22 protein-coding genes are annotated in these 25,436 nt (G+C 58.4%); 9 read left to right on the plus strand and 13 right to left on the minus strand.

The window, feature by feature from the left end:
- Nucleotides 1-57 precede the first annotated feature (57 nt).
- Entirely contained in the window at nt 58-888 is an 831-nt protein-coding gene (gene phnX, locus EOI86_RS21200) for a phosphonoacetaldehyde hydrolase (protein ID WP_127767705.1), read from the plus strand.
- A gap of 133 nt (nt 889-1,021) precedes the next feature.
- On the opposite strand, the gene EOI86_RS24500 is transcribed toward phnX, so the two are convergent.
- The 4 genes from EOI86_RS24500 to EOI86_RS21215 form a co-directional block, all read right to left on the minus strand.
- Nucleotides 1,022-1,174 carry a hypothetical protein gene (locus tag EOI86_RS24500; RefSeq protein ID WP_153811698.1) on the minus strand — a complete coding sequence of 51 codons (153 nt, stop codon included), beginning with the start codon at nt 1,172-1,174 and terminating at the stop codon, nt 1,022-1,024.
- A gap of 298 nt (nt 1,175-1,472) precedes the next feature.
- Nucleotides 1,473-2,204 (minus strand): glycerophosphodiester phosphodiesterase family protein, encoded by a 732-nt coding sequence (locus EOI86_RS21205; RefSeq protein ID WP_127767706.1) that lies wholly within the window; start codon nt 2,202-2,204, stop codon nt 1,473-1,475.
- Between the two features lie 68 nt (nt 2,205-2,272).
- The gene (locus EOI86_RS21210; RefSeq protein WP_205032286.1) at nt 2,273-3,904 is read right to left on the minus strand and encodes an alkaline phosphatase family protein; all 1,632 of its coding nucleotides are present in this window, start codon (nt 3,902-3,904) and stop codon (nt 2,273-2,275) included.
- Nucleotides 3,905-3,981: 77 nt separating this feature from the next.
- Nucleotides 3,982-4,947 carry a calcium/sodium antiporter gene (locus EOI86_RS21215; protein ID WP_161973939.1) on the minus strand — a complete coding sequence of 322 codons (966 nt, stop codon included), beginning with the start codon at nt 4,945-4,947 and terminating at the stop codon, nt 3,982-3,984.
- A gap of 277 nt (nt 4,948-5,224) precedes the next feature.
- On the opposite strand from EOI86_RS21215, the gene EOI86_RS21220 reads away from it, so the two are divergent.
- Entirely contained in the window at nt 5,225-6,391 is a 1,167-nt protein-coding gene (locus EOI86_RS21220) for an iron-containing alcohol dehydrogenase (RefSeq protein ID WP_205032287.1), read from the plus strand.
- Nucleotides 6,392-6,400: 9 nt separating this feature from the next.
- Here the strand turns inward: EOI86_RS21220 and EOI86_RS21225 are convergent, their stop codons facing one another.
- Nucleotides 6,401-7,651, minus strand: coding sequence for a cytochrome P450 (locus EOI86_RS21225; RefSeq protein ID WP_127767708.1), 1,251 nt, complete (start codon nt 7,649-7,651; stop codon nt 6,401-6,403).
- 127 nt (nt 7,652-7,778) lie between these two features.
- Here EOI86_RS21225 and EOI86_RS21230 point away from each other — a divergent pair, with 127 nt between their 5' ends.
- From EOI86_RS21230 to EOI86_RS21245, 4 genes are all read left to right on the plus strand, one after another.
- On the plus strand, nt 7,779-8,675 hold the full coding sequence (locus EOI86_RS21230; RefSeq protein WP_161973941.1) for an AraC family transcriptional regulator: 897 nt from the start codon (nt 7,779-7,781) through the stop codon (nt 8,673-8,675).
- A 68-nt stretch (nt 8,676-8,743) separates the two neighbouring features.
- Nucleotides 8,744-9,490, plus strand: a complete 747-nt coding sequence (locus EOI86_RS21235; protein ID WP_127767710.1) for an AzlC family ABC transporter permease — start codon at nt 8,744-8,746, stop codon at nt 9,488-9,490.
- Nucleotides 9,483-9,797: an AzlD family protein gene (locus tag EOI86_RS21240; protein WP_127767711.1), complete on the plus strand. Its 315-nt coding sequence runs from the start codon at nt 9,483-9,485 to the stop codon at nt 9,795-9,797. The genes EOI86_RS21235 and EOI86_RS21240 overlap by 8 nt, the downstream gene beginning before the upstream one ends.
- Nucleotides 9,798-9,887: 90 nt before the next feature.
- Nucleotides 9,888-13,529 carry a hydantoinase B/oxoprolinase family protein gene (locus EOI86_RS21245; RefSeq protein WP_127767712.1) on the plus strand — a complete coding sequence of 1,214 codons (3,642 nt, stop codon included), beginning with the start codon at nt 9,888-9,890 and terminating at the stop codon, nt 13,527-13,529.
- On the opposite strand, the gene EOI86_RS21250 is transcribed toward EOI86_RS21245, so the two are convergent.
- The 3 genes from EOI86_RS21250 to EOI86_RS21260 form a co-directional block, all read right to left on the minus strand.
- Nucleotides 13,513-13,947, minus strand: coding sequence for a hypothetical protein (locus EOI86_RS21250; protein ID WP_127767713.1), 435 nt, complete (start codon nt 13,945-13,947; stop codon nt 13,513-13,515). The genes EOI86_RS21245 and EOI86_RS21250 overlap by 17 nt on opposite strands.
- A 43-nt stretch (nt 13,948-13,990) precedes the next feature.
- Nucleotides 13,991-15,322 carry a DEAD/DEAH box helicase gene (locus EOI86_RS21255; protein ID WP_127767714.1) on the minus strand — a complete coding sequence of 444 codons (1,332 nt, stop codon included), beginning with the start codon at nt 15,320-15,322 and terminating at the stop codon, nt 13,991-13,993.
- Nucleotides 15,323-15,724: 402 nt separating this feature from the next.
- Complete coding sequence (locus tag EOI86_RS21260) at nt 15,725-17,623, minus strand: PhoX family protein (RefSeq protein ID WP_127767715.1); 1,899 nt, start codon at nt 17,621-17,623, stop codon at nt 15,725-15,727.
- Nucleotides 17,624-18,036: 413 nt separating this feature from the next.
- On the opposite strand from EOI86_RS21260, the gene EOI86_RS21265 reads away from it, so the two are divergent.
- From EOI86_RS21265 to EOI86_RS21275, 3 genes are read left to right on the plus strand one after another with little or no spacing between them, the layout of a single operon-like run.
- A complete protein-coding gene (locus EOI86_RS21265; protein WP_150132807.1) occupies nt 18,037-18,723 on the plus strand; it encodes a DUF6134 family protein in 687 nt (228 codons plus the stop codon).
- Between the two features lie 31 nt (nt 18,724-18,754).
- Complete coding sequence (locus EOI86_RS21270; protein ID WP_127767717.1) at nt 18,755-19,504, plus strand: SDR family NAD(P)-dependent oxidoreductase; 750 nt, start codon at nt 18,755-18,757, stop codon at nt 19,502-19,504.
- Nucleotides 19,501-19,953: a nuclear transport factor 2 family protein gene (locus tag EOI86_RS21275; RefSeq protein WP_127767718.1), complete on the plus strand. Its 453-nt coding sequence runs from the start codon at nt 19,501-19,503 to the stop codon at nt 19,951-19,953. Before EOI86_RS21270 ends, EOI86_RS21275 begins: the two co-directional genes overlap by 4 nt.
- A 1-nt stretch (nt 19,954) precedes the next feature.
- Here EOI86_RS21275 and EOI86_RS21280 read toward each other — a convergent pair whose 3' ends face one another.
- From EOI86_RS21280 to EOI86_RS21300, 5 genes are read right to left on the minus strand one after another with little or no spacing between them, the layout of a single operon-like run.
- Nucleotides 19,955-20,563, minus strand: coding sequence for a DUF3833 domain-containing protein (locus tag EOI86_RS21280; protein ID WP_127767719.1), 609 nt, complete (start codon nt 20,561-20,563; stop codon nt 19,955-19,957).
- A 3-nt stretch (nt 20,564-20,566) separates the two neighbouring features.
- The gene (locus EOI86_RS21285) at nt 20,567-21,907 is read right to left on the minus strand and encodes an MFS transporter (protein WP_127767720.1); all 1,341 of its coding nucleotides are present in this window, start codon (nt 21,905-21,907) and stop codon (nt 20,567-20,569) included.
- A 32-nt stretch (nt 21,908-21,939) separates the two neighbouring features.
- Complete coding sequence (locus EOI86_RS21290) at nt 21,940-23,205, minus strand: SAM-dependent methyltransferase (protein ID WP_127767721.1); 1,266 nt, start codon at nt 23,203-23,205, stop codon at nt 21,940-21,942.
- Nucleotides 23,206-23,259: 54 nt separating this feature from the next.
- Entirely contained in the window at nt 23,260-24,087 is an 828-nt protein-coding gene (locus tag EOI86_RS21295; RefSeq protein ID WP_240035772.1) for a DUF1365 domain-containing protein, read from the minus strand.
- Between the two features lie 8 nt (nt 24,088-24,095).
- Nucleotides 24,096-25,436, minus strand: a complete 1,341-nt coding sequence (locus EOI86_RS21300) for an NAD(P)/FAD-dependent oxidoreductase (RefSeq protein ID WP_127767722.1) — start codon at nt 25,434-25,436, stop codon at nt 24,096-24,098.

Raw genomic sequence — 25,436 nt, forward strand, 5'->3', positions numbered from 1 at the left:
TATCGCGGTTGAAAGGCCCATTGGCCTGCCGCCTGTCTGATTGAAAGGGTATATCAAATGTCCAACGGGACCGCTGGCAACTTCACTGGACCTGTCGAAGCAATCATCTTCGACAATGCCGGTACCATCGTCGACTTCGGCTGTATCGCGCCGGTCATGGCCTTCGTCGAAATATTCAAACGGCGCGACGTCGATATCACGGTCGCGGAGGCGCGCGAACCAATGGGGGCGGCCAAGCGCGACCACATTGTGCAACTGGTTGCCATGCCGCGCGTGGCTGAGGCCTGGAAACAGGCACATGGCGATGCGCCGACGGAAGCGGATGTCGATGCGATGTATGCCGACTTCCTGCCTTTGCAGGTTCAGTGTCTGACGGACTACTCAACGGTCATTCCTGGGACGCCGGACTTGTTTGCCAATTTGCGCAAGGAGGGTGTCGGCATCGCGACTACCACGGGGTATCCATCCGAAGTGATGGATGTGTTGTCGGCGAAACTCGCGGAACAAGGTATCGTGCCCGATGCCATGGTATGCGCAAGCGACGTCGCGCATGGCCGGCCTTATCCGGACATGTGTTTGACCGCCGCGATGAAGGCCGGGGTGAAGAATGTGAAGGCCTGCGTTAACGTCGATGACAGCGCGCCTGGCTTGGAAGCGGGGCTTGCCGCCGGCATGTGGACCGTGGGGCTCGCCTGCTCGGGAAATGAAGTCGGTTTGTCCTACGATGAATGGACGGCGCTGTCGGATGGGGAGCGGGACACGCATTTCGCACGCGCCCGCAAAGGTCTCGACGCGACCGGTGCACATTACGTTGTGCCGACGATCGGCGACCTTGCCCCTGTATTGGCGGACATCAATCGCCGCCTTGCCGCAGGGGAAAAGCCCTAACCCAAGACCATTTGCCGATGACAAGAAAAAACCCCGCCGAAACCGGCGGGGTTTTTCACAAGGGGTGCGCTTTCGCGCTGGGGTAAACTAAAAAATCTGAGTACTTCCGGTAAGCCTCTACCAGCCTGAGCTGTTAGGCGACCGCTTTCGCGCGCTTGTTACCGGCCGGCGTAATGCGGCTGGCAAGGCGGAAGGAAACGGACCGGATCATCTTGCCCAGGTCGGCCGATGCCGGGACCATGGACTGAGCAACGATCAGTTCCGGGTGAGTGTGGTTAAATTTCATCGCACTATCCTCCAAAGAGTATGAATTTCGGAGGCGGCGCGTCACTCCCACCCATTGGGATCCTGGACGTTGGCCGCTGTCTCTGAGGCGGAAATAGGCCTTATTTTGACGGTTTAGAAATACCAAATTTGCATCCCCTCCATGCAGTAAGCGCATGGCGACGATCTTTGTGAAAATGCGACTAAAAGCGACTTGTTCAGGTCGCTATGCGTCCAAAAGCCAGCGGGGGTGGCCAGTTAGTCACCATCTAGAGACAAAAGGCCTCCGGAAAGATATCTAAAATGCTAACTATCTCACTTTAAAGGAACATATCAGGGTAGTCGGTGATGATGCAATTCACTCCCCAGCCGAAAAGTTTCTCGGCCAAAGGCGCTTCGTTTACCGTGTAGCACCGCAACGGAGTGCCGCTTGCGGCGATCTGACCCGCGATTTCCTTTTCAAGCCGGAAGGCATTGCAGTGAACCGCCGTGGCGCCGAGTTCGGCAAGTTCCTGACGCCATTCTGCCGGAACGCGGCCCCAAAGTTGCGCAACTTCCACTTCGGGCCCCAGTAGGGGAATCGCAGCGATAAGGGACTCTTTGGAGAAACTGGATACGACGGGTGGCGGAATGTCGGCCGGCCAATGGGAATCGATCTCTTTGGCGACGGCGGCACCGGTTGCCTTTTCAAATCCTTTGCAGGGTTTGATTTCGACGTTGGCGCCCATGCCAAGTTCAGAAAGCAAGCTCATGACGTTGCGGAAAGACGGTATCGTTTCACCCGCATAGTCCGCATTGAACCAGGAACCGACATCCAGATGCATCAAGTCCGCAAGTTCAAGGTCGCAGGCCTTGTGACTGACGCCGGCTGTCCTCTCCAAAGTCTCGTCGTGGTTCAGAAAGACGCGCCCATCCTTGCTGAGCATACAGTCGAATTCGACCCAGGTTGCGCCAAGTTCATGCGCTTTACGGATGGCCGCTGCCGTATTTTCCGGTGCGTGGCCGCTGGCGCCGCGATGGGCGATGATACGAGGAACGTCGATTATGCTCATGCCTAACTCTTGTTCGAAGGGCGCTCTTTTACGGGAAGTGCCATTGTTTTGGGGGCTGCTGAGGGCGGCTATAGGTGGTCGTGTCGGTCGTCGGGCTGTTCGTAGAGCCCTTCATGAATATGGGCATAAGTCAGCACACGTTCGTCATTCATCATGCGCCAGCTCAACATTTTTTGAGCATATTCCGCGACCACATACGCATAGGCCGGGTCCTGCGCGACATTCGTCAACTGGTCGGGATCCTTGGCCAGGTCATAGAGAAGGGGCGGCAGCGCAGCGAAATGAACATATTTGAACTTGTCGTCCCGTATGGCGCTCAGCGCGCATTCGTCTGACCGCAGATTCAGGCGCCCCTCTGCCTTGCGCACGACATTGTCGCGGAAATCGTATTCGTGATGCACTTCCTGGCGCCAGCCGCCCGGTGTCCTGCCCTCCAGCCATGCCGTCAAGGGCGCGCCGTCGCATTGGCGCGGAATGGCCGCGCCGAACAGGTCCAGGATGGTCGGCATGACGTCGACGGATTCGGTGAACGCGTCGACCACGCGGCCGCGCGAGGCGTCGGCTTGTGGGCGTGGATCCCGAATGATCAACGGAATATGGACGGCCTGGTCGTAGAAGCCCGACTTCCCAAGCATCCAGTGATCGCCCAGCATTTCACCATGATCGGATGTCAGTACGATCAGCGTGTCGTCATAGGCGCCGATTTCTTTCAGATGCTCCAACACCCGTTGGAAACTGTCTTCGACCTGATTGATCATGCCGTAATAGGTGGCGCGGATCTGGTCCAACTCCTTGCCGGTCAAATCCTGACAGGCAATCTTCTGGCCCTCGTAACAGGCGATGGCTTCCTCGGTACCAAGGCCCATCGCTTCCAACTGGTGCTGCATATAGGGGTGGATCGACACTTCCTCATTCGCTGAGGCAGCGCGCTTTGCCGGCGGAACGTGTTTCGCGTCATAGCGCTTGTTGTAGGGCTCTGGCGCGATGAAGGGCGGGTGGGGCGAGATATAGGAAAGATGCGCGAACCAAGGGCGGCCTCGCTGGGCATCGATATAGGTGATCGCCGAATCGGACAGGAAAGCAGCATTACTGTCTTCCGATGTAAAGACAGGGGGGGAATAGCTGTAGCCCTTGTCTTCCGCGCCGGGATAGTTTTTCACGGGCAGGAAAATGTCGAAGGGGCGTTCCGGCAGGGTGTAGCCTTTACGCTTCAGGTCCGCGAACCAGAACCCCATATCCTCGTCCAGCCGGCAGACAAGGGACATGCCGGGCAACACGCCCTCATAAGTGTTGAAGACCGGGTCACGGGTGTTCATGCCGCGCGGATCAGGCGAGATGTCGGTATAGCCGAACAATGCGGGGTCATAGCCCAGCTTGCGCATTTCCAGCGCCACATTGGTGAAACGCGCATCTAGCGGCGTTCCGTTGCGGATAGAGCGGTGATTGTGCTGATACGTGCCGGTCAGCAGACTGGCACGGGACGGCCCGCAAGGCGCTGTCACGGTATAGTGCTGTTTGAAATAGACGCCATCCGCGGCAAGCGCATCCACATGCGGCGTTTTCAATAGCGGATGACCCGCCGCCGACAGACTATCCCCGCGCCACTGATCGAAAGTGACCAACAAAATGTTCTTAAGCGACCCCATGACTTCCCCGTCGACCAAAAGACTTCCGAATTTCTCCACTTGGGAAGAAACCATGATTTTGTGACTGTTTAGCGACCGATCGTCCAGTGCTTCCAGGATACCCGATGATCAACTGGGAAAAATCCTGCCGATCACACGACACCCAGGCGATAGCCTATGAATCCCATATAGACTACGTAGCCGGCCAGAAGCAGGGAAGCTTCGACTTTGGCGATGCGCTTGTCACGCCACAGCATGGGAATGACCACGCCCGCCGCCGCCAACATCACCCACATATCGATGGACTGGATATCGGGCGATATCGCCAATGGTTTGATCATCGCGGTGATGCCCAGGATAGACAGGACATTGAAAAGGCAACTGCCCAGGACGTTGGCAATGGCGACATCTGAATGTCCGCGTATCGCGGCGACAACGGTCGCGGCGAGTTCCGGCAGGGAGGTGCCGAGCGCCACAAGTGTCAGCCCAATGATTGATTCCGGCACGCCGAAAGCGCGGGCGATCGACGTTGCGCCCTCGACCAACAGATGGGCGCCGCCGACAAGTCCCGCCAAGCCGACCAGAAGGAACGCGGCGATGACCAGGGCATTCTCCGGGACGTTTTCGGTTTCTTCGACTTCCCGTTCGTGGAGTGCCGCCGAGGCGACGTCGCGTTTGTCCATGAAATAGGACCAGGTCATATAGGCGAGCAGTAGCGACACCATGATGGCGCCGTGCCAAGCCTCAATAACGCCGTGCCACCCCAAGACCGTCAGCAAAACGATAGACAGGAACATGGCCGTTGCGTCGCGGCGAACGACGCCCGCGCTGCAGGTCAAGGTCGTGATAACGCCACCAACGCCCAGAATGAGCAGAATGTTTGCTATATTGCTGCCGACGACATTGCCGATCGCCAAATCCGGCTGGTCTGCCAGCGCTGCCTGCACCGTGACCATCAGTTCCGGTGCCGATGTGCCAAAGCCGACAACGGTCAGACCGATCATGGCGGGTGAGACCCCGATCTTCATTGCCAGGCCAACGGCGCCGCGCAATGCCAATTCCCCACCCAAGGTCAAGACCACAAGGCCCGCGACAACTAACCCAATATCGATATGCATACAGCAATCCGTGCCCTTGTTCGGGCTTAGAAACTTCGTCGTGCCGCACCGGTCATGCCCATATGAACCAATGCGTCCCCCCGCGACAATTCTGTGTCTGAAGTAAGGGTGCCACGTGCCGCTTGCAAGGTCTGCAACAAAATCATTGGTTTGGGATGCACCTGCGCTACGTGGGAAAGCACTACACCGGGCTTGCAGGTTGGCGGAGGTCGATGCAGGTTTTAACAGGGCCACACTGCAGGAACGGTATGGCTGAAACCCGGGAGAGGACGAGGGAATGACGATAGCGCTGCAGGGTAATTGGAGCTTTCCGACACGGATTCTGTTCGGGGCTGGACGCATCGGTGAATTGCCAAAGGCCTTGAAAGGCGCGCGTGTCGAACGCCCCTTGATCGTTACCGATTCGGGTCTGCGGAACCTGCCGGCCTTCACCGCGATGGAACAGATGCTGAAAGATGCCGGTGTCGAAGCGACCGTGTTCAGCGATGTAAAAGGCAACCCCATTGGCGGCAACGTCCATGATGGCGTTGCAGTTTACCGGGAAAACGATTGCGACGGCGTCATCGCCGTCGGTGGCGGCAGTGGGCTGGACGCCGGCAAGGTAATCGCCTTGATGGCGGGGCAAGACTGCCCGATTTGGGATTTCGATGAGACGCCCGGCGCCTGGAAAAAAGCGGATGCCAGCAAGATCCCGCCGATCATAGCCATCCCGACGACCGCCGGTACGGGGTCGGAGGTCGGCTGTGCCGGCGTCATCGTCAACGAAGAAACCAAGGTGAAGGTCATCATCTTCCATCCGAAGATGATGCCTGCAACGGTAATCGCGGACCCGGAACTGACTGTCGGTCTGCCGTCCAAGATAACCGCCGCCACCGGGATGGATGCGCTGACCCATTGTATCGAGGCTTATTCGGTACCGATTTTCCACCCAATGGCCGACGGGATCGCGTTGAACGGCATGTATCTCATTGAGCAGGCGCTACCGATCGCCTGCAGGAATGGCGCTGACATCGATGCGCGCTCCAAGATGCTGGCCGCGGCGAGCATGGGGGCGGTTGCCTTCCAAAAGGGCTTGGGCGGCGTACACGCGATCGCGCATGCGGTGGGCGGCATATACGACACGCATCACGGCCTGACCAATGCAGTGTTGCTGCCCTATGTCCTGGCGTTCAACCGCGAGGCCATTGCCGACAAGATCCCGTTGTTGGCGCAGACGCTCAACCTGCCGCGTCACAATTTTTCCGGTGTCCTGGATTGGGTGCAGGGGTTCAGCGCCAGTTTGGGTATTCCAGCCACATTGGCCGAAATCGGGGTGGATACCGACCATGCCGACGAAGTGGGGCAGACCGCGTCGAAAGATTCTTGCGCGCGCGGCAATCCACGGCGGGTCTCGGCCGACGACCTGCGAGGGTTGTTCGTCAATGCGGTCGAAGGGCGTCTCTAGGTCGGCCCATCAGGAAAATTCGACCGGATAGCTTAGGTAGCCCCTGAATCGGGCGCGTCCGCCGCGCACCGCGGTCCCGGATGGCCGCATACCGGGGAAGCGGTCGAACAATCGTCTGAGCGCGACCGCCCCTTCCATCCGCGCCAGAGAATTACCGGCGCAGATATGGATGCCGCCGCCGAAGGCGAGGTGGCGGTTTGGCGACCGCTGAATATCAAGGCGATCCGGGTTCGGGAATATGGCCGGGTCCCGGTTCGCAGCACCGATACAGGTGTGGATATAGGTGCCCGCCGGCATTTCCACACCGCCCAAAGTCACCGGGACAGAGGTCTTGCGGTTCCCCAACTGATTGGAACTTTCATATCGTAGGAACTCTTCGACCGCCGTTTTGGTCGTGCCCGAGTCGTCCAGGAAAAGCTGTTTCTGGTCCGGGTTTTCAAGCAAAGCGGCGGCCCCGTTCCCGATAAGGTTGGTCGTTGTCTCGTGACCGGCATTCAGCAGGAAAATACAGTTCTGGATGAGTTCCTGCGCTGTCAGTCGATCCAGCGTGCCGGTTTCGTCGCTGACCTCGCCCATGATCAGGGTTGTCAGAACATCGTTCTCGTCGCCCGGATTTTTCCGTCGGTCCTCAATCAAAGCTTCCAGATAATCCGAGAATTCCGCGACAGCGTCGTTCCCCGCCTTTTCCTGCTCTTTCGTGATTACCGGTTCCAACGCACCGAGAATGGCCAGGGACCAGCCCCGCAGCGGGCCGCGTTCCGAGCGTGGAACGTTCAATAGGTCGCCGATGATCCAAACCGGCAAGGCCGAGGCGAAATCCGCGATCAGGTCGAAACCGCCCTGGGCGGCCCCTTTGTCGAGCAAGTCCTCCACCATCTCGACGAATATCGGTTCCAGCCGCGTGACGGCGCGCGGCGTGAAGGCTGGGGCCAATAGCTTTCGGACGCGCGTGTGTAGCGGCGGATCGTTGAAGACCAAGCTCGTCGTGTGATGTTTGAACAGCGGGCTGTCGCCGTACTTCTTTCCGAATTCGACCTTCTTGTCCGATATAAAGGTCTGTGGGTCGCGATAGACCGCCATGCAGTCTTCGTATCGTGTCAGAAAGAAACTATCGTCGGGCAGCCGGTGTATCGGGTCGAATTGCCTCAAAGCGCGATAGGTAGGGTAAGGATCCTCCAGGAATCCGGGATCCAGATCGTAAAGATTGAACGACGTGGCGAGTGCTTCGTTGGTGTCCCGCTCTGCGACAGCGTGTGGCATGGTTTTTGTTTCCTTCCCTTACCCTGTCATAGCCTTCTCGCTTCGAGATCGGATTTCAAGCCTGCCGTGGTCTCGCCCCGTCTGCTGCGGCGCGGTTCCGCACATTTTTACAAGCGAAAAGCTTTGGATGCGCATATATTGGCTCGTTATGTCGATCACCCAGGAACAAGCGATCCGGTTGAACTCCATGGAGGGGTTCGATCCGGACAAGGACCGCGCCAAGATATGGCGCGAGGCGCAGCATGACGGGCTGGAATGCCTGCATGCGCGCTTCACGCGTCATGCCTATGCGCCGCATGTCCATGACACCTATGTCGTCGGCGTGATTTTGGATGGGGCCGAGCTGTTTCGCGCCTATGGCACGACGAATGTGGGCTTGCCCGGGCATGTGACCGCGTTGAACCCGGATGTGCTGCACGACGGCGCACCGGGCGAGGCCGGCTATCGCTATCGAACCGCCTATCCCTCCGCAGACCTTATGCAGGCCATTTCGGAAGAGATCCGTGGCCGTCCGGCGGGGTTGCCGTTCTTCAGCCAGCCTTTGTACCAGGATCCCGAACTGGCGCTGATGATAGAGCATACGCATAAGCTGTTCGAGACCGGAGCGCCGCGATTGCAAGCGGATGCCGCCTTGGTGCGGACCTTAAGCCTGTTGATCGCGCGTCATGCGGATGACAAGCCGTTCATACGCCCCGTGGGGCGGGAGCGCGGGTTGGTGGCCAAGGTCTGCCGCCTACTGGAAGAGCGATTGGATGAGGATATCGGGTTGCAGGACCTGGCGCAGGATTTGAACGTCAGCCGGTTTCACCTGATCCGCGCCTTCAAGTCGGAATTGGGCGTGACGCCCCATGCCTTCCGCACAAGCGTTCGGGTTCAGCGTGCCCGCGGATTGTTGCGGGGCGGGGCGGATCTGGCCGATACGGCGATTGCCTGCGGCTTTTACGATCAAAGCCACTTCAACAAGGCGTTCAAGGGGGTCGTCGGCGTCACGCCCGGCAATTACCGCGCGGCGCTCGCAGCCTGACGGCATTGGGCAGCCTTAGCCGCACAATTTTCCAATACGGGGTCGCTGCGCTGCCTTAGACCGGGCGCATGATGACAGAAACCGACAGACAAGCCCCCAATACCATCCGTTCAGGATTCTGGGCCGATGCGATCCGTGGGTTGATCGATATTTCGCCCTTGATGGCCGGTGCGGCGCCCTTCGCCTTGTTGCTGGGCTCCCTTGCCGTGCAGAAGGGCCTTTCCCCCGCCGAGGTCACATTGATGAGCTTCACTGTCTATGCAGGCAGCGCGCAGTTCATCGCCATCGACATTTGGCAGACACCAGTACCGATCCTGGCAATCGTGGGCACAACCCTGCTGGTCAATCTGCGCCACCTGCTGATGGGCGCCGCTTTGGCGCCGCATCTGGGCGGGTTGAGCCCCATGGGACGGTTTCTGACTGTATCGATCCATTCGGACGAGACATGGGCAATGGCGCTGCGGCGGGCCCAGACCCATGGCAGTCCGGGTGTAACGCCGGGGTACATCTTCGGTGTCTTTGTACTGTTTTACCTGCAATGGCCGTTCTGGACCTGCGTCGGCGCGATCAGCGGGGGCGTCGTGGACGATCCCGCCGCCTTTGGCTTCGATTTCGTCTTTCCGGCCGTCTTCATCACGCTGGTGATTGGGTTTTGGCGCGCAAGCAGGCAAACACTGGTCGTTCTGGTCAGCTTGGGAACGGCCCTGCTGGCTTACCATTTGATTGAAGGCGTCTGGTACATCTTTCTGGCCGGCCTGGCGGGAACAGTGACGGGTGGCTTGCTCTTTAAGGGGGAGGGGGTGTCCCATGGATAACCTGTTCTCCCTTCAAGGCGCGACCGTCATCACCATATTGGGGATGGCGACGGTTACTTGGCTGTGCCGTATGACCGGTTATGCGCTGGCCCGCCGGATTGCCATAACGGGCCGGGCAAAAGCGGCATTGGAAGCGATGCCGCCGGCGATTTTGACCGCGATCATCGCGCCGATGGCTTTCAGCGAAGGGATCCCCGAAGCGACCGCCGCGGCGGTGACCGTGTTCGCCGCCTTGCGGTTGCCGACGCTGGTTGCGGTTGCCGCAGGAGTCGCTACCGTCGTTCTGATGCGTCAGATTCCATTCTAACCACCGTCTTGACTCTTTCCATCCCGGATAAGACTTCTAGGTAACGCGCTAAGAAGTCTCCTCGCGGCGACATTTGATCTGGGGGTTTGGATGACGACGGATACCACGGACACGAAGGCTTTGCCCAAGGAAGGGTGGCAATTCTGGGTCGACCGGGGCGGCACGTTCACCGATATCGTTGCCCGAAAGCCCGATGGAGAGGTTCTCACCCACAAGCTTTTGTCGGAAAACCCGGAAGCCTATCCGGACGCCGCCGTCCAAGGTATCCGTGATTTGCTCGGCATCACGCAGCAGGACCCAATTCCTGCGGACCGTATCGATGCCGTAAAGATGGGGACCACGGTTGCAACCAACGCGCTGTTGGAACGCAAGGGCGATCGCACCCTGCTTGCCATCACCAAAGGGTTCAGGGATGCGCTGCGCATCGGGTACCAGGCGCGGCCCAATCTGTTCGACCGGCATATCGTTCTGCCGGAAATGCTTTACGAATCTGTCGCTGAAATCGTCGAACGCGTCGATGCACAGGGCAATGTCCTGACGCCGCTGGATGAGGGCGATGCCCGAACCAAGATGCAAGCCGCCTATGACGACGGTATCCGCGCCGTCGCTATTGTCTGCATGCATGGCTATAAATTTTCCGACCATGAGGCCGCCCTGGCCCAGATCGCCCGGGAAATCGGCTTTACCCAGATTTCCACCAGCCATCAGACAAGCCCGTTGATGCGGCTTGTAGGGCGGGGGGATACGACGGTTGTCGATGCCTACCTGTCACCGATCCTGCGCCGGTATGTGGAGCAGGTGGCCGACGAGTTGGGCGAAGTGCGCCTTCAATTCATGCAGTCTAACGGCGGCTTGACCGACGCGCAGTTGTTCCAGGGCAAGGACGCAATTCTGTCCGGCCCGGCGGGCGGGATTGTCGGGGCGGTTCAAACGAGCGACCGGGCCGGTTTTGACAAAATCATCACCTTCGACATGGGCGGCACGTCGACCGATGTGGCCCATTACGACGGCGAATACGAACGTGCCTTCGAAACACAGGTCGCGGGCGTGCGCATGCGGGCCCCGATGATGCTGATCCACACCGTGGCTGCAGGCGGCGGATCGATCTGTTTCTTCGACGGGTCGCGTTATCGCGTCGGCCCGGAAAGCGCCGGGGCCAATCCGGGCCCGGCCGCTTATCGGCGCGGCGGCCCGCTTTGCGTGACCGATTGCAACGTCATGCTGGGTAAATTGAACCCGGACTTCTTCCCGCCGGTTTTTGGCCCGAACCAGGACCAGCCGCTGGATCAAGACGCCGTGGTGGAAAAGTTCAACGCTATGGCTGCAGAGATCAAAGAGGCGACCGGCGATGACCGCAGCCCGGTCGAGGTCGCAGACGGGTTCCTGAAAATCGCGGTCGAGAACATGGCGAACGCGATCAAGAAGATATCCGTTCAGCGTGGCTATGACGTCACCGAATACACGCTTGTCAGCTTCGGCGGCGCGGGCGGGCAGCATGCCTGCCTGATCGCAGATACGCTGGGTATGAAGTCGGTCCTGCTGCATCCCTTTGCCGGCGTTCTTTCCGCCTACGGCATGGGGCTGGCCGACGTCCGCGCCCTGCGCGAACAGTCGATAGAACTGGAGCTAAGCGAAGAGTCAGTTGGGGAGGTATCCCGCACTTTGGACGCCTTGGCGACGGAAGTGCATGATGAACTGTCCGGCCAGGATGTTTCCGAAGACCGCATCACCGTCCTGCGGCGCGTCCATCTGCGCTACCAGGGTTCAGACAATCCGCTGGAGGTTCCCTTCGGCACAGTCGATGAAATGCAAAAAGCTTTTGAGGAAGCCTATAGAAGCCGTTTCGGTTTCTTGATGCAGGGCAAGGCCTTGATCTTCGAAGCCGCCGCGGTCGAAGCGATCGGCATCCAGGCAAAAAGCGGTGAACCTTCCGGTGGCGGTGCCGGGGACTTGCCGGATCCTTTGGCGACGGTCCAAGCCTTCATGGCCGGCGACCATCACGATACGCCGGTCTATGACCGCGAGGCGCTGCATCCGGGTAATCAGATCCATGGCCCGGCAATCATTCGGGAACCGGTTGCGACAACGGTCATCGAACCGGGCTGGCGGGCGACCTATACGGATACCGGCAATCTTGTGCTTGAACGCGTGGTTCCGTTGAAGCGGAGCATGGCCATCGGGACCGACAGCGACCCCGTCATGCTAGAGGTCTTCAACAACCTGTTCATGTCGATTGCCGAACAGATGGGCTTCCGGCTGCAGAACACGTCCTATTCGGTCAACATCAAGGAACGTTTGGACTTCTCCTGCGCCATTTTCGACGTGGACGGAAACCTGATCGCGAATGCACCGCATATGCCGGTTCATCTGGGATCCATGGGCGAAAGTATCCGCGCGGTTCTGCGGAACAACGACGTAATACGCCGTGGTGACAGCTATGTCCTGAACAATCCCTATAACGGCGGTACGCATTTGCCCGACGTTACCGTGGTGACCCCGGTCTTTGACGAGAAGGAGGACGTGATCCGCTTCTTCGTCGCCAGCCGTGGCCATCATGAGGATATCGGCGGACGGACACCTGGATCGGCGCCGCCGGACGCCACGCATATCGATGAAGAGGGCGTCCTGATCGACAATTTCAAAATGGTCGACCAGGGAAATTTCCTGGACAAGGAAATGCGTGAGGTCTTGAGCAGCGGAAAATATCCTTGCCGCGTACCGGACAAGAACATGGCCGATCTGATCGCCCAACAGGCAGCGAACGAGAAAGGCATTCAGGAACTTCACAAGATGATCGCCAATTTCGGTTGGGACGTTGTGAAGGCCTATACCAAGCATGTTCAGGACAACGCGGAGGAATCGGTCCGTCGTGTGATCGGCGCTCTTAAGGATGGGGAATTCACCTATCCGATGGACAATGGCGGGCAGATCAAAGTCAAGATTTCGGTTGACCAAAAGAACCGTTCAGCGGTTCTTGATTTCGCCGGAACGTCGGGCGCAATGCCGAACAACTTTAACGCCCCTGCGGCGGTATGTCGTGCCGCGGTACTGTATGTCTTCCGTACCCTGGTGGATGACAACATCCCGATGAACGAGGGGTGCCTGAAACCAATTGAGATTATCCTGCCGGAGAACTGTTTGCTGAAGGCACAATACCCTTCGGCTGTTTTGGCGGGGAATGTGGAAACGTCCCAAGCGGTAACCGACTCACTCTATGGGGCCTTGGGTGTCATGGGCGCGGCGCAGGGAACGATGAACAATTTCATCTTCGGTAATGCTCGGTATCAGTATTACGAAACGATCTGCGGTGGGTCCGGGGCCGGTCCTGATTTCGACGGGACGGACGCAGTTCATACCCATATGACGAATGCGCGCCTGACGGATCCCGAGGTTTTGGAATTCCGGTATCCGGTGATCCTGGAAGCCTTTGAGATACGGAAAGGCTCAGGCGGTCGTGGCAAGCATCATGGCGGCGACGGCACGGTCCGGCGAATTCGGTTCCTGGAGGATATGGACCTGACGATCGTCTCCAACCATCGGATTATCCCGCCTTACGGCATGGCGGGCGGGGAACCCGGCGCGCTTGGCAAGACCTGGATAGAAAGAAGCGATGGGACTGTCGTGGAAATGAAGCATGCCGATGTCAAGCCGGTGAAGGCCGGTGATGTCGGCTGTGTGGAAACGCCCGGTGGCGGCGGCTTCGGCACGCCGGCGGCTATGGCGGCGGAGTAGTTCCGCCGCCGATTGGCGCGGTCACCGTTGTTTGGGGTGTTTTGAGGCCGCGCAGCCAGGATTTTGCCTTGTCCATACTGCGGAAGATGGCTTCGCGGCGCTGAACACCGACCGAAACGGCGATCATGAGGCGGATCATGCGCTCTTCCTGCGGTCCCAGCACGACATAGGCCGAGGCGCAGTCTGCGCGATATGTATTGAGCTTTTTTCGACGCTTCACGATGTCGCGCAGCCGCTCGATGCTAAGCGCGGTGAAGTCCATCGCCCGCATGTCCCAAATTATGTCGGCGTCGACGGGAATTGTTCCCGCAGCCCGAACCAGTTCAAAGGATGCGATGATTTCATCTGGCGCAGGGTCACCGATGACCCGGCCAAATAGGGTGTTCGAACCTGGATCGTAGTGAACTTCGATAGGCATGGGGCGGCGTCTTTAATGGATGCCGCCCCAGCATGTCGAACGGTTACTTCCGCCGCAAGCCTTGCGAACCATCCGGACCGGCTTTGGCTGCCGGCGCAGCAGGCGCTGCCGGTGCGGCAGGACCACGGCGCTGTTGCGGCTTGTTGTTCCGGTTGCGATTGCGGTTCTTCGGATTCGGCTTGCCGCCGAAACCGCCACGGTTGCCGCGCGGCTTGCCTCTCGGTCCCTGGGAACGGTCGTCCTCAATCGGGGCAGACCCATCCGGATCGCCGATACGGCGGCCGATCAGTCGCTCGATATCCCGCAGCAATCCCTTTTCAGTGTGATCGCAGAGCGATATTGCCACACCGCTCTTTCCAGCCCGGCCGGTTCGGCCGATCCGGTGGACATAGGCTTCGGGAACGTTCGGCAGTTCAAAGTTCACCACGTGGGTAACGCCATCGATGTCAATGCCGCGCGCGGCAATATCGGTAGCAACCAGGGTGGCGACTTTACCCTTCTTGAATGCCTGCAAGGCGCGTTCGCGCTGACCCTGGCTCTTGTCGCCATGGATCGCCGCTGCCGCCAAGCCTGCTTTTTCAAGGTGTTCACAAACCTTGTCGGCGCCGCGTTTGGTGCGTGTGAAAACAACGGTCCGTTCAACTTCCGCACCGCGCAGAATTCCGACCAATGCGTCACGCTTTCCAGTCTTCTGGACATGCATGATGCGCTGCTCGATCTGTTCGATCGGGCGTGACGACGGGGAAACGGAGATTTCCTGCGGATCGATCAGAATATCCTGGGCCAGGGCGCGGATCGGTTTCGGCATGGTTGCGGAAAGCAACACCGTCTGACGGTCGCGCGGCAGTGCCGCGACGATTTTCCGGATCGCCGGCATGAAGCCCATGTCGAGCATCTGGTCGGCTTCGTCCAGGACGAAACTTTCGACGAAGTCCAAACGGACCTTGCCAGCCGCCATATGGTCCATCAAACGGCCGGGCGTGGCGACGATGATATCGACACCGCGGGCAATTGCCTGAATCTGCGGGCCGGGGCGGGCCCCGCCAACGACGAGGGCCGTCGAACATTGCATGAAGCGTGAATAGGTCCGAATGCTTTCATTGATCTGTGCAGCCAGTTCGCGTGTCGGCGCCAGGATCAGCGCGGAACAACCGCGCTTGACGGGGCGATCCTTGCTTTCGCGAATCCAATGCAGCAGCGGCAGCACGAAGGCCGCCGTCTTTCCGGTGCCGGTCTGGGCGATCCCCAATACATCCTTCCCTTCCATAAGCGCGGGAATGACATCCGCCTGGATCGGGGTGGGATTTTCGTAACCTTCTTTCTCGACGGCACGAAGAATGGGTTCGGCCAGGCCGAGGTCTTTGAACGTTTTCAACAAAATAATCCTTATCTGCGGGCATGCGAACGGCGTCGCCATGCCAGCGAGAGTACTGTTCAATTTGGGAAGCTTGCGTAGATCAGCTGCCGGGGTTCTGGCGCTATCTGGCGCAGGTGCGCTGAGAGCGGAGATGCAGGGCAACGATCCATCGAATGAAAACAAGATCGGATACTTGCATCAAAAGCGCCGCCAACGATTAAACGTTTTCCACGCGCGGCGCGAAGTGGCCCCTGTAGAACACTATTCTCATTGCAGCGCAACAAAATTCGTATGCGGTTAAATTCGCATCCTATTGCCGCAAAAGGAAAGGCGTCCCCCAAAGGTCCTCGAGGCCCCAAGGACAAGGGGGACGCCATCCATGCCCCATCCTGAAGGACAGGGGTAAACACTGGCACGCGGTTAGCCGATCAATTCATTGTCGTCGCGGGTAATCGCGATAACGGTCGACCGGGGCACGGAAGAACCGCCGGCCGGGTAATGGCTGCCGCCCTTTTCACCGGGATGCTGTATGCCGACAAACAGTGTTTTGCGGTCCGCGCTCCAGGTGATGCCGGTGATCTCACACTCTTTCGGGCCGACCAGGAATCGCTTGATCTCGCCCGTATCCGGATCACCGACCAGCATCTGGTTGTTCCCTTGTCCGGCAAAGCCGTCCTTGTTCTTGTAGTTTCCGTCGGTCTGGATCCACAGCAGGCCGGTGGTGTCGAAACCGAGTCCGTCCGGCGAATTGAACATGTTGTCCGCATTGACGTTCGACGACCCGGCTTCGGGTCCGGTATGGACGACAGGGTTGCCAGCAGTAACGAACAGGTCCCATTCGAAGTTATCAGACGCGTGGTCACCACCGGCCGGGAGCCACCGGACAACCTGTCCAAACAGGTTCTTTTCGCGCGGGTTCGGTCCATTGACCGGGGTCGCGTCGCCACCGGCATTCGGTTTGACGCCGCGGTTCTTATTGTTGGTCAGTGAACAATAGGCCTCCACCCGATTGGGGTTGCAGGCGACCCATTCAGGCCGGTCCATGGTCGTCGCACCGACCGCGGATGCCGCAATGCGCGTGTGGATGCAAATTTCGGCTTGCGACGCCATGCCGGTGCTGGCCGGTGTGAGGGCGACCCATTCGCCTTTGCCGTCGTCGCTGAATTTGGCAACATAGAGCGTTCCCGCTTCAAGCAGGTCGCTATTATTGCCGCCGGCGGCGTATTTCCCTTCGGAAATGAATTTGTAGAGAAATTCACCGCGTTCATCGTCGCCCAGATAAACGACGACCCGCCCGTCGGCCGCCAGGGCAACCGCGGCATTCTCGTGCTTGAAACGGCCCAAAGCGGTCCGCTTCTTCGGCGTGGAGGTTGGGTTCATCGGGTCGATTTCAACGATATAGCCGTGCCTGTTGGGCTCGTTCGGTGTTTTGCTAATGTCGAACCGGTCGTCATATTTCCACCAGTTGTAGCCCCAGTCCTCATTGCCGACACCATACCGCGACAAGGCGTCACTCGGTTTGTTGTCCGGGTCTGAGCTGGCGTAGTAACCGTTGAAATTCTCTTCGCAGGTGAGGTAGGTGCCCCAAGGCGTCTTGCCGTTACCGCAGTTGTTATAGGTCCCCAGCACAGTCGTACCCGACGGGTCGGCAGCGGTTTTCAACAAATCGTGCCCGCGCGCCGGGCCGGTGATTTCCATCGGCGTGTCTGCCGTTATTCGGCGGTTATAGGGCGAATCGACAACGATACTCCAACGGCCGTCCTTCTGCTCGACCTCGATGATCGAAACGCCGTGTGCAGCCTTGCTTTTGCGGACATCGTCTGCGTTTTCAGCAAGGCCGGATTCCCGATTGCCATGGATGATGCTGCGGTTGGTATATTCGTTATTCACCGCCAGGATGTTGCGGTCACCGTCGGCGAACATTGCCATACCGTCGTTGTTGTCGCCGAAAGACAGTTCCTGGCTGATGCCGGTGCCCCGGGTTTCTTCGTCGAAGGGGATGCTGTTGGACCACATCGGGTCGCCCCATTTCGCGGCAATGTGCCAGCTGTATCCTTCCGGTACGGTGACGGTGTCCAGCGTATTGGTCGCCACTTGTTTGAAGGCCAACCGGCTGGGCGCAGCGGAAGCCGGCGCCGGCCTCAGTGCCGTCGTGCCCATGACGAATGCAGAGGCGCCGAAGGCGACCGAGGCGCCAAGAAAACTGCGACGCGAAACGACGCGATCGACGATTTGGCTGAAATCTGTCTCCGCGGGCGGTGGGTTGCGGCACTCGTCGAACTCGTCGAATGACATAAGCTCTTTTTCGGTTTTCGGCATCGGATGGTTCCTTCGCTACATAAGCCTTATCACGGGCTGGTCGTTGGTTGGATCAAATCTGCGGCGAACGGCAGGAACCTAATGTATCGGATCGCACGTTCAGTCTATTGCCTGGTTCACCGGCCGACGTAACGCTCTCCCGGTCTGCGATTTTGGTGCGGCAATACAGTACTACGCGCGGAATACACATTGACCATGAATAACCATGGCGCTGGCCCGACCCGTCCGCCAAGCCCGGGCGCACGTTAGCTTTTTGATGTTACGATGTGGTGACGGTTCGGTTTCGGAACGCTCATTCCTCCGCCGAATTTCCGTGTTCCTGTGTTTCAAAAACGATCCAAACGACTGTTCTCTTCGTAGTGCTTTAGGAAACTCCAACAACGATGTCGTTCGGATCCATGCGGAAAGCAACTTTGCAAAAAACAATTGGTTTCCTTGCCGCGATGCTAGTGACCGCCCCGGCGGTCGGGGTGGCTTCAGAGCCCGCCAATTCGCGCCCGGCGACTCTTCTCGCAGCGCTGCCACCCCAAGCTCAGGCAAGCGAGAAACTTGTGTTCGACGTGCTCATGGACGGATCTAAGATCGGTCAGCATGTGGTCACCTTGTGGGACAAGGATGACAAGACCTTTGTCGATATCGATATCTCTCTGAAAGTCGGTCTGGGGCCGATCGTTTTCTACCGGTACGAACAGCGAAATCGGGCCTTGTGGGAGAATGGCGCACTGCTCTCCTTCGTCAGCCGTACCGATGATGACGGCGATGAGTTCGCGGTCCAGGCAAGCCGCGATGGCGATGCCCTGTCGGTCGCGGTGAATGGAACGGACGGCGTTGCCGTCTCCGATTGGTTCCCGACCACGTATTGGAACAAGCGTACGGTCGTCCAAGACCGTTTGCTAGCGACACGGGACGGCGAAGTGTTGGACGTCGATACGAAATTCATCGGTGTCGAGACGATTGAAGCAAGGGGAGAGCGCGTTGAAGCCGAGAAGTTCGAAATGCGGGGCGATTTGAACATCGACCTCTGGTACGACGAGAATGATCGCTGGGTGAAACTGGCTTTCGACTATCGCGGCAATCGGTTCGACTATGTCCTTCGATAACATATATTCAAGCCCAGTAAGGCGCTAATCGGTGGGACGGAAGGTACTTATAACCGGGGCGAGTTCCGGCATCGGCGCGGAACTGTCGCGCCTATTCGTGGAGTGGGGCGACACCGTTATCGCCTGTGCGCGGAGCTTCGACAAATTGGACGCCACGGCCGAGCGTCTGGACAGTGAGCGTTTCGTTCCCTTCTCTCTGGACGTGACCGATATCACGGCGGTGGAGAAGACTGTCGCTGAGATCGAAGATCTTCACGGGCCAATCGATTTGGCGCTTCTCAACGCCGGGACTTATTCGCCAACCCCCGCGGAGTCTTTCGGCGCCTCTGCCGTTCACACAATGATGGACGTCAATGTGGTTGGCATATCCAATATGTTGTCCGTATTGATGCCGGAGATGATGGAGAGGGGACGCGGGCAGTTGGCCCTGATGTCCTCAGTGGCAGCGTATCGCGGATTGCCGATGGCGGCCGGTTATTCCGCCAGTAAGGCGGCCGTTATCGCCATGGGTGAAAGCTTGAAAGCCGAGTTGGACGGCCATGGCGTTAAACTTCAGGTCATTTGCCCCGGTTTCGTGAAAACGCCGCTTACCGAACAGAATACTTTCCCAATGCCCTACCTCATGGACGTGGATGATGCGGCCCGTCGGATCATGAAAGGCTTGGAGTCTTCACGCTTTCAGATAGCATTCCCACGTCGTTTCGTATTTCAACTGAAGCTTTTGCAGATGATGCCCGATGCGCTCTATTTTCCGCTAATCAAGAAGGCGATCGGGCTTTGACGGCGGAGGCATCCGGTGCTCTTGCCGCCGCGGCGCGCCGTTGGGCAGATTTCTTCGAGTCCTTGTCACCGGCCACACTCGACGACATCACCCGGCATTGCCGGCCCGATGTGCGGTTCAAGGATCCCTTTAACGACATAACCGGCATCGACAATCTGCGGCGGGTTTTCGAGCATATGTTCGAGACACTTGACGAACCTGTGTTCAAGGTCACCGACATTGCCGTTTCGGAACAGGCCGCATATCTGCGTTGGGATTTTTTCTTCACGCCCAAAGGGCAGGCGAACAAATCATGGACCATCACAGGCATGAGCGAGGTTCGCTTTGATGATGACTTCAGGGTCCTTTCCCATGTCGACCACTGGGACGCGGGCGAACAATTCTATGCGCGTCTACCCGTGTTGGGCCATATTATCCATTGGGTGCGGTCGAAAGTAAGCAGCGCCTAGGTTATTCAGCCGCGCTGATTATCGTGTCGCGAAGATTGTCGTTGCCCGCGCGAAGATCACCCGGTTTGTGGAAGGACAGCGTAACCTCGCCGATCGTAATGCCCCATTTGCTGACGGTCGCCTTGTTGATCAACACGCCGCCGGGCTGCAAGAACATCCAATCGTCGAAATCGACGCGCCATGTACCGTCGCCGACTTTCAAGTCGAAGGTGTAGACCCAATTGAAGGCATTGCCGTAAGCGGCGCCGCTGGCTGTGCCGATGACCCCTTCCGCGGTTCCTTCATAGCGATGAGCATCCAGTTTCTTCAACGTCCAAACACGTCGTTCCGTTTCACCGTCGCTGTAGTCGAAGTCTTCGACCAGCGTTAGCGTCTCGCCGTCCCAACTACCGTCGATTTCGACCGTGAACTGCCGACGCACGGTGCCAAACCGGTCCTGGAACAATCCGGCAGCCAGTGTCTTGCCGTCGAAATACTCCTCGAGAACCAGTGTGGGTTCTCCATTCTTGAAATCAGTGACGTCCATGTTCGAGCAACCAGCCAGAATGAGAATCGTTGCACCAAGTGTTATCCTTGATACGGCATGAAACGCCCGCAGGATCAGATTCATTCGTCATTCCTTCCGTGTTATCTGGCTTGAGAGTTCAGCATGTTCCGCCGCTGTGATTGGGTGCCCCCAGATTACGGACATCGCGGCGGCCTTTAGCGCGATCGGCAACCCGGCATAGAGGAACGCCAGGACCCAGGGGGAAGCGTTTTCCGCGACATGCGCGCCGGTCCCCGCCATCGGGTCCGCCGGCAGGCCGGCCCATTCCAAGATTGGAAAAGCCAGTCCGACGGCCAACGCCAAGGCCATTTTCTGAGCCATGCTCCATAAGGCGAAATAGGCCCCGGTGTTGCGTTCCCGCCCTGCTGCCCGGTCCAGGTCGATGACGTCTGCCTGCAAGGACGGGGGAAGCGCCAGATCGGCGCCTAAAGCGAGGCCGGTCGCCACGCATATGACGAAAAAGACGGCGACATCGCCAGGTCCTAGGAACAAGGCCCCGGCAAACCAAGCGCAGGCCCATGCCATGGCCAGGCACCAGCTGCGATGCTTCCCGAATTTGCGGGAGAATGCGAGCCAAAGCGGTAGGCCGGCAACCGCCGATAGGAAGTAGGTGAAAAGAAGCGCGCCGGAATAGTCGGGGGCATCAAGCACCGTGCTGATGAACAGCAGAAACAATGTTGCCGGCAGCCCGTTTGCGACGCCGTTCAGGAACCAAGCCGCCAATAGGCGCCGGAACGGGCGGTTGCGTGCGATGATCCCAACGACTTGTTTCACCGTCGGCTTCATCTGCCGCGAGGTTCCGTCGGTATGAGGAACCCATGTAACGGCGGCTGCGGTTGCCAGCGGCAACAATATCAGCAGAACCAAGCCGAGGCTTGCGAGGCCGTCGGCAGGGTCGTTCCCAATGGCAAAGGGCAGGGCGACTGCCAACAATGTCCCGGCTAGAACCGCGCCTTCCCGCCAAGCCGTGATTGTTGATCGATGATGGTAGTCATCCGAAAGCTCAGCGCCCCAGGCATTGTAGGGCAAGACGGCCATGGTCCATCCCATATAGAGCAAGACAGTGACTGTCAGCAGGAAGGGCCATTGGACCCCGTCAGGCGGAGAGAAAAGAAGATAAGCCATCATTGCAGTCAGGACCGCACCGGCGACAATCCATGGCTTGCGCTTGCCGAACCGTCCGGTTGTCCGGTCGGACAAAAACCCGATCAAGGGATCGCTCACGGCGTCCCAGATCCGTGCCGACAACAGAATGGCCCCGACGGTGGCGAACCCCAACCCCAGGTCGACCGCATAGAAGGTCGGGACATGGACATATACGGGTAGCGTCACGGCGGCCAGCGGCAGGCCCGGCAGGCCGTAAACGGCGAGCCGCCAGGACGAGAGCGTGCTGGGGTTATTGCTCATGGGAAGGGGCGGTTCTGCGCTTTACCTGATGCTCAGGTCTTGCTCAACGCCACACGGCAGACGTCGATCACGCCGGCGCGGAAGCCAGCTTCGCAATAGGCGAGGTAATATTCCCACATGCGTTTGAAACGTATGTCGAAGGCGCGCCTGCCTGCATTCAACGCCGCAATATCCGGCCAGGATGCCTGGAACCGGTCGTTCCATTCGGCCAGCGTGCGGGCATAGCTTTGGCCGAAGGTTTCATAGGTGTCGACCGTCAGGCCGGCCCCGGCCACTTGTTCACGAAGCTTGGACGGGGAAGGCAACATGCCGCCCGGGAAGATGTAGCGCTGGATGAAATCGGGCCGGCTTTTGTAGCTGTCGAAATGTTCGTCGTCGATGGTGATGATCTGAAGCGCCGCGCGTCCCGCGTCGCTCAACCTATCGCGCATCTTGCCGAAGAAGACCGGCCAATAATCTTCGCCGACAGCTTCAAACATCTCGATGGACGCGATCCGGTCGTAGCTGCCATCCTCGTGGCGGTAGTCGCGTTTGACGATATTCACCTTCTCGCCCAAGCCCTCGCGTTGGATGCGTTGGGCCGCGAAATTGTACTGTTCGTCCGAAATGGTCAGGGCCGTAACACGTGCGCCGCGGGATTTTGCAACATGCTCCGCAAAACCGCCCCAACCGCACCCGATCTCAAGAACGTGGTGGTCGCTGTCTATTTCAAGCCGTTCGGCCAAGCGTTCGTATTTGTTGTCCTGCGCCTGTCCCAGATTTTCGGACGGCGACAGGAATTCCGCCGATGAGTAAGTCATGCTTGGGTCAAGCCAGCGTTCGTAGAAGCTGTTTCCCAAATCGTAGTGATAATGGATATTGCGCTTGCTGCCGGTCTCGGTATTGCGGTTGAACCAATGGACAAGGCGCGATGCGTTGCGGAACCACCACTGCCCCTGAAGCGTCGCTTCCAGGACCGCAATGTTGGTTGCGCAGATGGTTAGGAAACTGGGCAGGTCGTCGACATCATAATCGCCATCCATATAGGCTTCTGCGATGCCGATATTCCCACCGGTGAGGAGCTTTCGGGCTACATTGTCGTTGTGGAGATGGACTGTAACGATTTTGTTGAAGTCGCTATCGTCCGCATTCTTGCCGGTAACCCGCGTCGTGCTGTCGGGAAGAACCCAGCGGATCCTACCGGTTTCGAACTTGTCGGCCAAACCGAGCATTAGCCGGGTCGCCGCACCAATACGTATGGTATGCGCTTTCGGCGCTGTCGCTTTCGTTCCACCCTGCATGACATTTTCACCGTTCATGCCTACCCCCAATTGTCTATCGAAACCGATCAAGGTCCAAGGAAAAAAACTTCCTCAACCTGTAATATGGTTACGCGGTAAATCGGGTTTCGGATGAAATTTTGCACCCTTTTTCCAAAGTTTCAGGGCTTCCCAGTGAATGCCGGCTATTACCTTGAACGTCATCATCGGATGTTTCGACAAGGCGCTTGCCAAGCCTGCAGCCGTCAAATCCGAACGGCGGGCCGTATGCTTTGCAATCATACGATCCTCACCCTGTTCCCCCTTGTATCGGATTAGAACTGACAGTTTCTCGCCCGGCGGCGTGAGGGTGAATTCATAGGTTCCGTCGACCGGCATGAAGGGTGATACGTGGAATTCTTTCGTCGTTTTCTGTGAAACGGGTCCTGAAGCTTCCCGCGTCACCGGCAGAAGATATCCATGCCACTGCCCGAACGTGTTGCTGACTTCGTACAGGACCACTTTCAAATGGCCGCCTCGATCGTAGCAGTAATAGATGCTTAGCGGATTGAAGACATATCCCCACAAACGGGGGAAAGTGAGCAGGCGTACAGGGCAATCCCGTAATTCGTATCCATGCTCGCTCAAAATGTTGTTCAGCCATGGCCGCAAGGGCGATCCGTCCCGAGGGCCATGATCCTTGTCGTGAAAGGAGACGACGCCCGTACGGTTATAGACGAACATCCGCGTGTCCGACGCTGTCTCCCGTAGCTTGTCGATATCCAACAGCAGCGAGAAAACCTTGTAGTCCAGCGCATGGACAAAGGGCGTCAGTCGTTTATGTGAGACCTGTCCAATGTAGATCGACGGCTCAGGAATACCGCCGGGCTCGTCCGCGGGCGACGGGTGCGCGTCTGTGGTAAATGTCAGGGGGCCATCCATATCGGGTCCTAGGCCGCAACCGCGGGCGCCGGTTCGGCGCGGGCATCGACGGCGGCCATGGCGTTATGCGGGCGATGTCCCCAGGGAATGTCTGCACCGAGGCGCCGGGCAACTGCGGTCGCGGAAGCCAGGGCGTCTTCATGAAATCCGTATCCGCAATAGCTGCCGCAATACCAGATGCCGCCATTGCCTTGAATTGAAGGCAGTTCTTTTTGGGCGGCAACGGCGCCGGCATCGAACATTGGATGCTCATAGGCGAACTGGTCGATAATCTGCTCCGCCGGGATCGTCTCTATCGGGTTGAGCGTCACGAAGATTGGGTGCGCCGGGTCCAAATGTTGCAAACGGTTCATCCAGTAGGTCACGGCCACTTGCCGATGCCCGTTGGTCTCGTTTCCGGCCAGATAGTTCCAACTGGACCAAGCCAGCTTCCTCTTCGGCATTTGGGATGGGTCGAGATGCAGGACGGCTTCGTTTTTTTGATACTGAAATCGGCCCAGAATGCTCGATTCCGTATCGCTTTTATCTTCCAACAGGCAGAATGCTTCATCCCCGTGACAGGCCATGACGACCTGATCGTAGATCTGTTCCGTCCCACCGTCGTCGCGGACGACGACGCCGCCGGGCACTCGTTTGACTGCGCGCGCCGGTCGCCCGATGTTCACATCCGACGAGAGGCGATCGCGGATGCGGGTCACATATTCGCGACTGCCACCATCGACCGTCCACCATTGCGGACGCTCTTTCAATTCCAGCAAACCGTGATTGACGAAAAACCGGATAAACGAATTCACCGGAAATTCGCGCATGCTGTCGGTGGAACAGGACCAGATCGCCGCACCCATCGGCAGCAGATGGTCGCGCGCGAAAGCTTCGCCATATCCGGCGAAATCGAGGTAGTCGCCTAGCGTAATGCGGTCCGCGTTCGGGTGATCCAATAGTTCCGGTGCATGGCGATAGAAGCGCAGCAGGTCGCGCAGCATGCGGTGGAACCGGGGAGAGAAAAGGTTTCGGGGTTGGGCGAACAGGGATGCCAGATTGCTGCCGCCATATTCTATCCGGCCCTTGTCGATGGAGACGGCAAAAGACATGTCCGTCTTCTTGATTGGCACGTCCAGATGATCGAACAGACCAAGCAGGTTGGGATAAGTCCGTTCGTTGAAAACGATGAACCCTGTATCGACGGGGATCGTCCTGCCACTCCCGGTCTTGCCCACCGGCACATCGACCGTATTGGAATGGCCGCCGACATAGGTGTTCCGCTCATAGACGGTCACCTGATGTTTTTCGTTCAGCAGAAGGGCTGTGCCCAATCCGGCAATACCGGAACCGATAACCGCAATGCGCAT

This window comes from Hwanghaeella grinnelliae (assembly GCF_004005845.1).
In the GTDB taxonomy this organism is placed as follows: domain Bacteria; phylum Pseudomonadota; class Alphaproteobacteria; order UBA8366; family Aestuariispiraceae; genus Hwanghaeella; species Hwanghaeella grinnelliae.

Excerpts from the sequence above, each read along its gene's own strand:
- phnX (WP_127767705.1), top strand. The coding sequence starts at position 58 with ATGTCCAACGGGACCGCTGGCAACTTCACTGGACCTGTCGAAGCAATC.
- EOI86_RS24500 (WP_153811698.1), bottom strand. The coding sequence starts at position 1,174 with ATGAAATTTAACCACACTCACCCGGAACTGATCGTTGCTCAGTCCATG.
- EOI86_RS21205 (WP_127767706.1), bottom strand. The coding sequence starts at position 2,204 with ATGAGCATAATCGACGTTCCTCGTATCATCGCCCATCGCGGCGCCAGC.
- EOI86_RS21210 (WP_205032286.1), bottom strand. The coding sequence starts at position 3,904 with ATGGTTTCTTCCCAAGTGGAGAAATTCGGAAGTCTTTTGGTCGACGGG.
- EOI86_RS21215 (WP_161973939.1), bottom strand. The coding sequence starts at position 4,947 with ATGCATATCGATATTGGGTTAGTTGTCGCGGGCCTTGTGGTCTTGACC.
- EOI86_RS21220 (WP_205032287.1), top strand. The coding sequence starts at position 5,225 with ATGACGATAGCGCTGCAGGGTAATTGGAGCTTTCCGACACGGATTCTG.
- EOI86_RS21225 (WP_127767708.1), bottom strand. The coding sequence starts at position 7,651 with ATGCCACACGCTGTCGCAGAGCGGGACACCAACGAAGCACTCGCCACG.
- EOI86_RS21230 (WP_161973941.1), top strand. The coding sequence starts at position 7,779 with ATGCGCATATATTGGCTCGTTATGTCGATCACCCAGGAACAAGCGATC.
- EOI86_RS21235 (WP_127767710.1), top strand. The coding sequence starts at position 8,744 with ATGATGACAGAAACCGACAGACAAGCCCCCAATACCATCCGTTCAGGA.
- EOI86_RS21240 (WP_127767711.1), top strand. The coding sequence starts at position 9,483 with ATGGATAACCTGTTCTCCCTTCAAGGCGCGACCGTCATCACCATATTG.
- EOI86_RS21245 (WP_127767712.1), top strand. The coding sequence starts at position 9,888 with ATGACGACGGATACCACGGACACGAAGGCTTTGCCCAAGGAAGGGTGG.
- EOI86_RS21250 (WP_127767713.1), bottom strand. The coding sequence starts at position 13,947 with ATGCCTATCGAAGTTCACTACGATCCAGGTTCGAACACCCTATTTGGC.
- EOI86_RS21260 (WP_127767715.1), bottom strand. The coding sequence starts at position 17,623 with ATGCCGAAAACCGAAAAAGAGCTTATGTCATTCGACGAGTTCGACGAG.
- EOI86_RS21280 (WP_127767719.1), bottom strand. The coding sequence starts at position 20,563 with ATGAATCTGATCCTGCGGGCGTTTCATGCCGTATCAAGGATAACACTT.
- EOI86_RS21285 (WP_127767720.1), bottom strand. The coding sequence starts at position 21,907 with ATGAGCAATAACCCCAGCACGCTCTCGTCCTGGCGGCTCGCCGTTTAC.
- EOI86_RS21290 (WP_127767721.1), bottom strand. The coding sequence starts at position 23,205 with ATGAACGGTGAAAATGTCATGCAGGGTGGAACGAAAGCGACAGCGCCG.
- EOI86_RS21295 (WP_240035772.1), bottom strand. The coding sequence starts at position 24,087 with ATGGATGGCCCCCTGACATTTACCACAGACGCGCACCCGTCGCCCGCG.
- EOI86_RS21300 (WP_127767722.1), bottom strand. The coding sequence starts at position 25,436 with ATGCGCATTGCGGTTATCGGTTCCGGTATTGCCGGATTGGGCACAGCC.